This window comes from Sphaerospermopsis aphanizomenoides BCCUSP55, from assembly GCF_001586785.1.
Lineage (GTDB): Bacteria > Cyanobacteriota > Cyanobacteriia > Cyanobacteriales > Nostocaceae > Sphaerospermopsis_A > Sphaerospermopsis_A aphanizomenoides_A.
In genome coordinates this window covers 1-12243 of record NZ_LUFH02000140.1, presented here as the reverse complement: position 1 = coordinate 12243, position 12243 = coordinate 1, and the positions used below count along the sequence as shown (strand labels likewise).

The following is a 12243-nucleotide window of genomic DNA, read 5'->3' as shown; positions in this document are numbered from 1 at the left end:
CTGAAATTCTTGTTTATCCTGAACTCCTGAACTCCTGAACTCCTGAACTCCTGAACTCCTTCTTCCTACTGCAAAGAAACTACCAAGTTTTGATTAATTGTCATTTCTAAATCAGTATTAGGTTCAATGGAAATTAAATCTACACTATTCTTTCCAAAGAACAGACCAATCAACGCCCCAATACCAGCACCTCCCAGAACTTCTTCTGTAGCAATAGCGCGGTCGCCTGTCACTGCCGATACTGCTGCTGCTGCACTTGCACCCAACACAGTATTTGTGATAATTGAACTAGTGCTAATTCCTTTTCTGACAGTTTCCGTTTTGGTAATCACATCAGAAGTCGCACTGAGATTATATTCTTTACCATTAGTCAGAACTAACTTCTGTGCAAAAAACTGAGAACCAGATTGAGAAACATCTCGACGAGCAGGTCTAAGTTCACCAATCACCTCACTACCAGCAGGAATCACCACTGTACCATCTTGAGTGATGACGTTTTGTGATGTAATCAAAGTTAAAGGTGCAGTTTCATCTTTGGTAACAAGAATTTTTTTAGCCTTTTCATACTTCACAGGAATAATAGTTCCTTGAGGAATGGTGACAGAAGTGAGTGGAGGAGGAGTTGTTACCAAAGAAACAATATAAGGTGAGTTAATAGCTGAAGCTTGATTAGAACTAACCAATGCTTGGTAAATAAAAGCCGCTACTTGCGCCCTAGTAGCAGTCACACCAGGATTGAGAAACTTCACATTCGGATAGTTAACAACAATTCTTCTATCCGTCGCCGCTGCGATTGGACTGCGTGCATAGCCAGAAATACTATTAGAATCATTGTAGTATTGCAGAGTAGATTCCACATTACTGCTAGGAACATAGTCCAAACCATTAGCCAAAGAAACTAAAACCTGTTCACGGGGAATAGCTTGGTTAGGTTTAAAGACATTGCCCGGATATCCAGATAAAAACCCAATAGTATAAGCCTGTCTAATGGCGGTATATGCCCAATAATTACTGGGTACATCATTAAAGTTAATTGGTTGCCGTAGTGCAGACTTGTTAAAAGCTTTGTTAATCATCGCAGCAAACTGAGCGCGTGTCACTGGCTCTTCAGGACGAAATGTCCCATCGGGAAATCCGGCAATTACACCACGTTGTGATAACTGTTGAATAAATTGTGATGCCCAGTAGTTAGATGAAACATCAGAAAACCCGGTTTGAGCTAAGGAAGGCGCAGATGTCATCAAAGGTGCTACAGTACCAGCAGTAACACTCAAAGCCATGAATAAGGCTGTTTTAGATTGCAAGCGATTTAAAGTAAACATTGATTTTACTCCTGTAAAAATTATTAAGAGGCAACGGGAAGAGGGTGTAGGGTGTAGGGGATCTGATTTTTATGATCACCGTTTGTCCTTACCCACCTAGTAACTGCTTTATTTGTTCTTTTTGTTAACTACTCTGTTAACTACCTAGACAATTTTGACATTAAACTGTTCCTGTGTTTTTTTTAAATTTGTCAATAGTTTTACTTGTAGTTTTCCTGTCAGTGAGCAAGTGGATTGTAGTCATATAATATAGCAGTAGATACCTCACATCTCAAATATATAAATCCCCAACTTTTTACACAAGTCAGGGATCTCAGAGGATATATTGGTAATGAGAGTCACGACTTCAATTAAGTTAAGTCTAGTTACGAGAAAGTACCAAATTTGACCCAAGTGTGATATCTAAATCATCTTCTGGGCGCAGAACATAAACATCAGCTTGTTTTTTTCGTAACAGCACACTAGCTAAAGCACCCGCAGCGGCTCCCGCAACAGGTTCTAAAACTTCAATTTTCTTGTTACCTGTCAGTAGTGAAATCACACTAGCAGCACCAGCACCAATGGCTGCATCTGTTAATATCTGTCCAGTATCAGTTCCCTGAGAGATTCTTTCGGTTTCGCTAATAGTTCTGGAATTAGCATTAATCTGCTGTCGTTTTCCAGAGGGAAAAACTAATTCTCGTGCTACAAAGCGTACACCTTTTTTATTTTGATTGTAATAACCACTGTTGAGATTGACTGGTTCTAACTCTCCCACAACTTCAGTTCTAGCAGGAATCAAAACATTTCTGTTGCTGTCAATAACATCGTTCGCTATTCTCAAAGTCAGAGGTAATCTTTCTCCCGGAGTAACAATTACTTTCTCTTTTTCATAAGTAACAGGCAAGGTGACATTTGCCGGAATAGTAACTGTGCGAGATTGATTAAGATTGAATTGTGCCTGAGCAGGAGCAAAAGTGAATAAGGGAGTAACTGCACTTGTAGTAATAGCCATTGCCATCAGTGCAGCGGTGCTAGATTGCCAACCCATAAGACTACTCATATATGATAGTTCCAATGATGTGTGATAGCTGTGATGACGTGGCTTGATGAGGATAGTTTCTTTAATTGTCAGTTATCAGTTTTATCTCGTTCCCAGTCTGGGACTCTTAATGCCATCATAGAGGTTCTGACTCTGAGTTAATAAAAGGCACAGCAGCTGCAACTGAAGAACGTCTCAAGCCAGCATTAGATAAAGATTCTGACCGTTGGTTGTTAATTCAAAAATGTAGCCAGGGGATTAAATCTGTAAAAACCGTGGCTTAGTTGAGGTTATTGGTAATAGGTGAGAAAATCCTAGTTTAAATCCTGTTCATCCTTTAATCCTGGAAATCCTGTTCGCGGAGCGTGGCGTTAGCCATTTCTGACAATTTCCCAAATAAAAACCCGCCCTTGGGCGGGTTAAAAGTTGTATGTTTAATGAAACGGCTACTATGCTACTAACTCATCACTCAACTTAGAAGCTGAAGGTAGTACGCAGAGTACCTACATAAATGGTGTCGTTACTATCGTTATGATTAGGATTGAAGATCACCAATAAACCAGGGGTAATCAGAATATTGTCAGAAAGCTTCATCTTGTACAGACCTTCTAAATGATAAGAAGTACCATTGTCATCTGGATTAGAAGCAATATTGCTAGTATCAGTAACTTTAGGTGGTTGACCAAAGATTAAACCTAAAGTGTTACCTTCTCTACCGAAATCTTTCCAACCAAGGGTAGTACCCCAGTAGAACATATCTGCATCTGCATTAGATTCTGTGCTTTGTGCAGTGGTGTAACCAACCCAACCACCGAGGGCAATCTTGGCACTGGGGTTGAAGGTAAACTGCAAACCATAGTTGTCGGCTTCAGTCTTTTCACCATCAAAAGGATCATTCGCAAAGTCACTACCTGTACTACCGAAGAGGTCGGGACTGTTACTACTACCTTGATATGTGCGAGCGTAGGCTAAACCAACATTGATAGCTTTATTGGGTTTAAATTCTAACTGACCGAAAATGGTGTTATCGCCATCGAATGCACCAAAACCGTCAACTGGACTAGCAGCATCATTTCTACCTGCGGCGTAATAACCTGCACTCAAGGTAAATTTGTCACTGGGCTTAACATTAACGGTGATACCTGCACCATCACGAGCTTGACGGTAGATGGGGCTGAAACGACCGTAACGGGAGAGTGCGCCTGTACCACTGCTTCTGAAGTCAGGGTTGAAAACGTTAACGTTTTCGTTTATCTCAGCACCAGTCGCATCAATCTTGACACTGATTTTTTGACCTAAGTTGAAAGCGTAATTGACCTTATCAATTTGAACGTTGTTAGCTGGACTAGTAGCAGTATCAAAGCCCAGACGGGTCATATTTGTATCTGATTCAGTGCTGTTATCTACAAAGTTTCCAGCATTCAAACGAACTTGTAACTTATCTGTACCCATGAAGCTGCTTTCTAAGCTCAAGCGCACACGGTTAGAGAAGGTTGTGTTTTCTATAAATTCTCCACCTTCTCCTGCGGCACCACCAAAAGCACTAGACACGCTGAAAATAGCCTCACCTTTCAGCTTGGTGGTGGTAGAAAACTGATTAGCTTCTAACTCAGAGGTACGCGCTTCTAGAGCATCTACACGACCGCGTAGAGTTGCCAATTCAGCAGAAAACTCTTCTTGTAAACGCTGTAAGGTAGCCAAATCTTGCTTGTTTACCAAATCAGCAGTTGCTGTAGCAATTAGTTCGTTAACTCGGTCTAAACAGGCATTCAAACCTGCTGCAAATTCATACCGGGTTAAAGCACGATTACCACGGTATGTACCGTTGGGATAACCTGCAATACAACCATAACGCTCAACCAAAGATTGTAAAGCTTGGAACGCCCAGTCTGTGGGTTGTACGTCAGAAAACTGAGAAACGGATGTTACCTGACCGATGTTGTTAGCTTCTTGGGACAACTGAGCAACGCTTGTTGCTTGTTCGTTCACTTCACCAGCTATAGCACTGTTAGCAGAAAGGACAGTTGCTGCAATAACTGGGCTTACCTTCAGAACATTCCAAAATTGTTTTGTCATGTTATTACCTTCTCACTCACACCTAAACAAATTCAATCGTTATGATTAAATCCCTACTATGATTGGGGGATTTACATATAATTCACTCTGTAATTACTATACATTACCTATCACAGTTAACACAACCCCTAAATTAATATTTGATACTAAATAATCGTTAATTTACTTGGTAAATTCAGAACAATACTGCGTTTATGACGCAATATTTTCCCTTCTTCTTCAAATTGCTGTAATATTCGTGTAACTGTTACTCTCGTGGTGTTTAACACCTCTGATATATCCTGATGAGTAATATTGACATCAATTAATTTACCCTGTTCTAAATCACGACCAAATTTTTCACTCAACCACACCAAAAATTTCCACACTTTTAATGAAGTCGGTTTTTGATGTAATATGCTTATAAGTTCTTCCGTTTGTTGAATGTAGTTTAATAAAGCATTGATATCTTCATGCCACAGGTGAGGTGGAATCATAGTTGCTTCCACACTGGTCAAGCATTCAATTTGGTAAGGGTTAACTTTAGATAAAGGATAGCCAACTATATCTCCTACTCCCCAATAACCCAATGTCATGGATGTACCATCTTCACACCATGTTAATGTACGAACTATACCACGATCAATACGCCATAATACATTGTTTTGGAAGGGAATGATTGACCGACGAGTAAATATATTTTGGCTTAACTGTTTATGTGTGGTGGATATTAGAGTTTCCGTTATAGATAAGGTCATTTTGAAATTAGATGGGTAGGATATTGAGAAGCACTATGGTAAATAAGTCATCCATAAAAAGCATCTATTGGCAAAATTGATTGATACTATTCAAATAAAATATAGGACTCATATTTGATTTTTGAATTATGTGTCATTTGTGTTATCTGTACTTGCGTCGATAACACACCTTACAAAGACTGAGATTTTTTCAAATATCAAATCCAGATTTTTATATCTATTTATCTATTGTCTACTTTAATGTTGGAAGTTTAAGAATAGGTAAGCTTTTTATGAAATGTAGGGAGATGGGGAGATGAGGAGAAAGATTTGCCTTCTGCCTCCTGCCTCCTGCCTCCTGCCTTGCCATAACGACAATTTTTAACGCCTACCTACTTACCTTTGACCTGTAACTATGTATGCTACTCGCTGACCAATATTAGTAGCGTGATCTGCCATTCTTTCTAAACAGCGAATTGCTAATGTTAAGAGGAGAATTGGCTCAATTACCCCTGGAACATCTCTTTGGTGTGCTAGGGTATGGTATAAATTTTCATAGGCGTGATCTACGTCATCATCTAAACTCTTGAGTCTGCGCCCATTAATTTCATCTAAATCGGCTAAAGCTACTAAGCTAGTTGCTAACATTGCTTGGGCATTGTTAGACATGAGTGCGATTTCTGGCAAAGAAACATGAGGTGGATAAGGAAATATTTTAATGGCAATTTCGGCTAAATCTTTGGCGTAATCTCCTATCCGTTCTAAGTCTCGTACTAGTTGCATAAAAGCACTTAAACAGCGCAGGTCTTGAGCCGTAGGTGCTTGCAAAGTCATAATTGATGTACAGTCTGATTCTATTTGTCTATAAAAGCGGTCTATTTTCTTATCTAATCGGGGAAGTTCTTCAGCTGCTGTTAAGTCGCGGGCAAATAGGGCTTGGTGACTAAGCCGGAATGATTGTTCTACCAAAGCTCCCATACGTAGTACATCGCGTTCTAATCTTCTAATGGCGCGTGTCGGACGGAGTTTTTCAGAATTAGTATCATTAATGACAGCTTTCACATTTTTAATCTCAAAACTGATTATATTTTTTAACTATAATCTTGCCTTGGCGAGTTTGCCACGACTTCAGGGAGTTGAATTTGTATCCAAGCGCCACCAGTGTCTGGATGGTTCATGGCCTTGATAATACCACCATGAGCAATAATTATTTGCTGGACAATTGCTAAACCTAAACCACTACCGGTAATAGCTGTGGTTGTATTCCCAGGAAGTGACTCATGATGTCTGGCTTTATCTCCCCGGTAAAATCGCTCAAATACATGGGGTAAATCTGCGGTTGCAAAACCAAGACCCGAATCTATAATATTAATTTCCAGGGCTGGAGAGTGGTGATTGCCTGAAAGAATCTCATTAACAGTGATTAGGTTAACTTCTATGTAAATAGTTGTATGTGAGGGGCTGTATTTGATACAATTATCTAATAAATTGACAAATACCTGATACATTCGGGATCTATCAGCGTGAATGCATACAGTTTCTAAACCAGAATAGGAAATATTAAGATGCTGATTTTGTGCTAATGGTTCTAGTGTTTCCCACACTGATGCAATTAGCGATCGCACTTCCACAACCTCTGGATTCAACAGCATATTGGAATTAGTTTCCATTTGTGTCAGTTCTAACCAGCTTTGCACCAAATTAATCAACCGATCAACTTCTTGCATTAAGCGGTTAACCCAACGGTCTAAGGGCGGATCTAAGCGTGTTTGTAGAGTTTCCGCTACCAAGCGAATTGAAGTTAGAGGTGTTCTCAGTTCATGAGCTAAATCAGAAAAAGAGCGATCGCGCTGTTGATTCATATCCAGCAATGGCTGGTGATTTTCTAAAAATACCCCTACTTGTCTTTGTGGTAAAGGTAAACTAAAAGCCTGTAACGCCAAAGGCTTTAACTCCAAGGTAGCTTTAGCATTGTCACGAGAAGGGTGAAAAATCCATTCTCTCACCTGTGGTTTTTGCCAATCACGAGTTTGTTCAATCAACTGATCAAGTTCATAGGATCTTACCAACTCTAGCAACAAGCGCACCTGTCCTGGTTGCCACCTGTGAAGATGCAAAATTTCCCTAGCCTGCTGATTACACCACAATAGCTGATTTTCTTCATCTACCTGTAAATATCCCAATGGTGCAAAATCTAATAGTTCCTGGTAGGTTTGCAATGATAACTGCAAATCTTGTTGCTGCTGCCTCACCATTGACATTTCCTGGCGTAAGCGGGGAAGCAGAGGGAATCCTATTTTATCAGCATGGGAGTTTAAAGGTTGAAGGACTCGCTCCAAATAACCGTTGAGTTGAACCTGTTGCCAAAGCCAAAAACCAAGGCCGATGGACAAACCCAGAATAAATCCCAATAAAAACATTTGAGTAGTTAGTTGCTATGTAATTATTAAAAACTAACAACTATATCTACAAGTTAACCAAATCTATAGCCAAAACCTCTCACAGTCACAATATATTCTGGATGGCTGGGGTCTTGCTCTAATTTTTCCCGCAACCAGCGGATATGAACATCCACAGTTTTGCTATCACCAACAAAATCTGGACCCCAAACTTGATCTAGCAGTTGCTCCCGTGACCAGACACGACGAGCATAACTCATAAACAGTTCCAGCAAGCGAAATTCCTTCGGCGATAGATTTACCTCTTTGCCACGAACCAACACACGGCACTCTTGCGGATTTAAACTAATTTCTTTGTACTTGAGTACAGGTATGAGTGGTAAATTGCTTAAACGTTGACGACGGAGCAAAGCACGACACCTAGCCACCAATTCTCGCATACTGAAGGGTTTAGTTAAGTAATCATCCGCTCCTACCTCTAAACCTAACACCCGGTCAGTCTCACTACCCTTAGCACTGAGCATTAAAATCGGTACAGCATTACCTTGATGACGCAACAAACGGCAAATATCTAGTCCATTGATCTGCGGTAACATTAAATCCAATACTACCAAATCAAAAAGCAACTCCCCTGAATTGGATTCGCAATTTTTGAGATATTCTACAGCCGCACGACCATCAGCAGCAGTGATAATCTCATAACCTTCTCCTTCCAAAGCCACAACTAGCATTTCCCGGATGAGTTCTTCATCTTCCACTACTAGAATGCGACTGGTTTGACCGATATCCGCTTTAGCAGAATACTTAGGTGATTCAGTGGTATACATTGATAACACAAGATTTCAAGATTGTGCTTGTACTGATAATTCCGTAACTGCCCATCATCCACATTGATTTCAGAGGATCTATATATTGGCAGAATGTAGTCAATATAACAAATTGAATATATCATAAATCACATTTCTTGCCAACGGCCAAGTATTTTTGGCAACTTTTGGAGATTTATTCCAGATAAGTGCAATTTTTTCTTGACAATCACTAATTGCTTGAGTAAAATCTTAGTACAAAAATACTAATAAATTAACAATTGAGGACTTACGCACAACAGAACGAAAGTAGCGATAATTCATGAATTACTGCTAGGTAATAATAAGGGTTTTAGCCACATCTTGCGTAAGTCCTATTCTTCATTGTCAATTGTTGAAATCTGCACAGGGTATGTCTTTTTACATCGTTTAATCACTACTTTTGCAAGGAATGGGAATTATGACCACAGGTGCAATCAAAGACAGTAAACAACAATTGGTGCAAGCATTTGAACAAATTCGTGCAGAAAGGAAAAAATTAGAATCTAAAATTGCAACAAAACAAGAGGAAGCGGAAAAAGCCAAAAACCAGGAAATTTTAACAATAGCTTCCACCTACACAGTTGATAGTATTGTTAAAGGTTTAGCTGACTTACAATTAGAATTTGGCAGCATTATTAATGCACTTTCTGAAAAATTAGCTCAAGAAAATTCTAAATTAGATGAACTCAATCAAGCAATAGAGATTGAAACTAAACGACTGCAAGAGTTACAGCAAATTAGAATTGTTGCCGACACCTTAGATATTTTTACACAAGAGCATCAAGAGAAATTAAGAATTTTAGAACAAAACACATCTCATACAAGAGAAGCATTAGAAAAAGAAATTACTCAAAAACGTAAAGAATGGCAAAAAGAACAATCTGAATTTGCAGAAAAATTGCAAATTTACAATGAATTATTAGTTAAAGAACGCCAGCAGGAACAGGAAGAATATCAATATAAATTAGAAACCACGCGCAAACTGAATACAGACGCATATCAGGCGAAAAAACGCAAATTAGAACTAGAAATCCAAGAAACAACAGCACAAAAAAATAAAGATTGGGCAGAACGAGAAAAAATTCTTACTGAAAGACAAGCTTTATTAACAGAATATCAACAGAAGGTGACAGCATTTCCAACTGAATTGGAAGAAGCAATTAAAAAAGCTAGAGAAGAAGCGATTAAAGACACCAGCCAAAAAGCAAAAGTTGAAGCTGATTTATTTGAAAAAGAATGGGAAGCTACCAAACAGAGTTATGAAGCCAAAATTAAATCTCTAGAAGAAACTATTCAAAAACAGCTTGAGCAAATTGAAGGTATTTCCACTCAATTACAAACTGCACTCAACCAAGCACAAGATTTAGCAATGAGAGCTTTTAATAGTTGATAGTTGATAGTTGATAGTTGATAGTTGATAGGGTTATTAATCCTACCCATCACCCCATCACCCCACCCAAATCCCCATCTTTCCTGACTCCTTAAATTCCTACATTTTACAGTTTATATGAGGTTAATTATGCCAGCCAAAAAACCAACTGATAAAAACACAAAAGCCGAAATTCTCCAAGCGTATGAAGAGTTAGCAAAAGAACAAGCTGCGCTGAAATCTCAACTCGAACAAGCGCAAAAAGAAAGTTCATCTGCACCTAAAGAAAAGCCCAAAACCGAACCTAAAGCCGAACCAAAAATAGCTATGACTCAGCCTACTAGTATTCAGCAAAAAATGAATAATACCATTGAAAGTTTGGCTAAAATACAGCTTGGCTTTGGTAGTGCAGCCAATGAATTATCAGAACAGTTAAGTACAAAAGCTGCTAAATTATCAGAAATTGGTGAATCTGTAAATAATGAAATTCAACAATTAACACAAATGCATAATTTAGAGATATCTGAAGATATTTTAGATACTCTGATTGAGTCTTATGATAACAATGAAAAGGCGTATCAGGAAGAATACAACGAACGGTATGAGGTTTTATCCCAAGAAATTGCCGAATTGAGGAATACTTGGACAAAAGAACAGGAAGAACATCAAAGAACAATTAAAGAACGGAATGATAATTTAAATAGAACGCGACAAAGAGATGCAGCCGAATATAAATATGATTTGGAACTCCAGCGGAAATTAGCTAGTGATGAATATGCACAGCAAGATAAGTTGTTGTATAAAGAATTAGATGAATTGCAACAAGAAACTGAAAAACAATGGACTGAGAGAGAAAAAGCTATTTCTGAACGAGAAAAACAATTTGAAGAATTGAAAACTAAGGTAGAAGCTTTCCCGAAAGAAAAAGAAGCCGCAATTAAAAAAGCGACGGAAGAAGGTAAAGGTATTGCTAGTTATCAGGCTAAAGTAAAGGCAGATTTGTATGCTAAAGAAGTGGAAGGGCAAAAACGTTTTTATGAACAGAGATTGCAATCTTTAGAACTGACAATTACTAATCAAGAAACGCGACTACAAAATTTATCTAAACAATTAGAATCGGCATTAAAACAAGTTCAGGATTTGGCTGTTAAAGCAATTGAAGGAAGTTCTAATGTCAATTCTTATCAGGCGATTAAAGAAATTGCTTTAGAACAAGCTAAAAGTCAAGTGAAGAATAAATAATAAAAAATTGAGAATTGTCAATTCTCAATTCTCAATTCTCAATTCATTTATTCTGTCTTTGGTTTTCCTAGTCCTTTAGGTGGTTGTGGTCTTTTGCTTTTAGCGTTGTTGTTTATTTGCGCTTTTTGGGAATTTTGGTTAGGATTATCGTTTTGGTTAGACATGAGATTTATCTGTAAAATTTAGTGACGGTTTTACCTACACCAAGAAGATGAATCATTCCAGAAATCTAAGATATATTACTGACCAGCCCCTTCATTGAGGTCACTAACTCAAGCGAAGCTAGAAAAATCTAGATTAGGTGGAATGTCTTGAATACGTCCTGGCCCAATTGCTCGCAATGCTTCTTTGAGGTCAATATCCCCAGTATACAAGGCTTTACCCACAATTACACCTGTTACACCTTGGGGTTCTAAGGCTAATAAACTTAACAAATCGGTGACAGAACTGACACCACCAGAAGCGATGACGGGGATGGAAATTGCTGCTGCGAGTTCTCGTAATGCGTCTAAATTTGGCCCTTGTAGTGTACCATCACGGTTGATGTCTGTGTAAATAATGGCTGCTGCACCTAATTCTTGCATTTGGGTAGCAAGTTGAGTAGCTAAAACTGCTGAGGTTTCTAACCAACCGCGAGTAGCAACTAAACCGTTACGGGCATCTATACCGACTATAATCTGTTGGGGAAATTCTTGACAAAGTTCTTGAACTAGCTGGGGTTGTTCGACTGCGACAGTTCCCAGAATTGCCCACTGTACACCGAGATTAAATAATTGTTGCACACTGGAGCGATCGCGCAAACCTCCACCTACTTCAATGGGTACGGAGACAGCATTACTGATAGCTTCAATTGCTGCTAGGTTAACGATTTTACCAGCTTTCGCTCCATCTAAATCAACTAAGTGTAATCTCGTAGCACCTTGGTCTGCCCACATTTTCGCAGTTTCCGCCGGGTTTTCACTGTATACTTGCGATTGCGCGTAGTCACCCTTGTATAGTCGTACACAACGACCTTCTAATAAATCAATTGCTGGTATTACTTCCATAATTTGTCAGTTGTCAGTTGTCAGTTGTCAGTTGTCAGTGGGAAAAGGCAAAAGGCCGCAGTTGGTGGTGATTGTCTTTTGCCATGTTACCAGCCTTAATTAGTGCTATGTGTGCTTGTACCTGGCATTATTTCGACAATGTAGAATCTCTAGAATGGTTAGTCACCCTACAAGCTACCATGACATTAGTGGGAAATTTTACCC

At 39.0% G+C, this 12243-nt stretch carries 10 protein-coding genes and 1 pseudogene; 3 read left to right on the top strand and 8 right to left on the bottom strand.

Translation table 11 applies throughout. The features are described 5' to 3' along the window. Window positions 1–65: 65 nt before the first annotated feature. The 7 genes from A0J48_RS24295 to A0J48_RS24265 all read right to left on the bottom strand — a co-directional run bounded on the left by A0J48_RS24295 (window position 66) and on the right by A0J48_RS24265 (window position 8361). Window positions 66–1322, bottom strand: a complete 1257-nt coding sequence (locus tag A0J48_RS24295) for an S-layer homology domain-containing protein (RefSeq protein WP_200327161.1) — start codon at window positions 1320–1322, stop codon at window positions 66–68. A gap of 361 nt (window positions 1323–1683) precedes the next feature. Next, window positions 1684–2364 carry a conjugal transfer protein TrbI gene (locus tag A0J48_RS24290; RefSeq protein ID WP_200327160.1) on the bottom strand — a complete coding sequence of 227 codons (681 nt, stop codon included), beginning with the start codon at window positions 2362–2364 and terminating at the stop codon, window positions 1684–1686. A 453-nt stretch (window positions 2365–2817) separates the two neighbouring features. Next, window positions 2818–4419 (bottom strand): iron uptake porin, encoded by a 1602-nt coding sequence (locus A0J48_RS24285; protein ID WP_200327159.1) that lies wholly within the window; start codon window positions 4417–4419, stop codon window positions 2818–2820. A gap of 146 nt (window positions 4420–4565) precedes the next feature. Then, a complete protein-coding gene (locus tag A0J48_RS24280; RefSeq protein WP_200327158.1) occupies window positions 4566–5156 on the bottom strand; it encodes a Crp/Fnr family transcriptional regulator in 591 nt (196 codons plus the stop codon). 375 nt (window positions 5157–5531) lie between these two features. Beyond that, the gene (phoU, locus tag A0J48_RS24275) at window positions 5532–6197 is read right to left on the bottom strand and encodes a phosphate signaling complex protein PhoU (protein ID WP_200327157.1); all 666 of its coding nucleotides are present in this window, start codon (window positions 6195–6197) and stop codon (window positions 5532–5534) included. A gap of 29 nt (window positions 6198–6226) precedes the next feature. Continuing rightward, window positions 6227–7555: a sensor histidine kinase gene (locus A0J48_RS24270; protein ID WP_200327156.1), complete on the bottom strand. Its 1329-nt coding sequence runs from the start codon at window positions 7553–7555 to the stop codon at window positions 6227–6229. Between the two features lie 53 nt (window positions 7556–7608). Continuing rightward, a complete protein-coding gene (locus A0J48_RS24265; RefSeq protein WP_200327155.1) occupies window positions 7609–8361 on the bottom strand; it encodes a winged helix-turn-helix domain-containing protein in 753 nt (250 codons plus the stop codon). Window positions 8362–8800: 439 nt separating this feature from the next. Between A0J48_RS24265 and A0J48_RS24260 the strand changes: the two genes are divergently transcribed. Further along, entirely contained in the window at window positions 8801–9772 is a 972-nt protein-coding gene (locus tag A0J48_RS24260; protein ID WP_200327154.1) for a coiled-coil domain-containing protein, read from the top strand. 129 nt (window positions 9773–9901) lie between these two features. Beyond that, window positions 9902–10993, top strand: a complete 1092-nt coding sequence (locus A0J48_RS24255; protein WP_200327153.1) for a coiled-coil domain-containing protein — start codon at window positions 9902–9904, stop codon at window positions 10991–10993. A gap of 272 nt (window positions 10994–11265) precedes the next feature. On the opposite strand, the gene hisA is transcribed toward A0J48_RS24255, so the two are convergent. Next, entirely contained in the window at window positions 11266–12039 is a 774-nt protein-coding gene (gene hisA, locus A0J48_RS24250; RefSeq protein WP_200327152.1) for a 1-(5-phosphoribosyl)-5-[(5-phosphoribosylamino)methylideneamino]imidazole-4-carboxamide isomerase, read from the bottom strand. A gap of 41 nt (window positions 12040–12080) precedes the next feature. On the opposite strand from hisA, the pseudogene A0J48_RS24245 reads away from it, so the two are divergent. Next, window positions 12081–12243 (top strand): annotated as a pseudogene (locus A0J48_RS24245) (DUF2499 domain-containing protein); the annotation flags it as partial.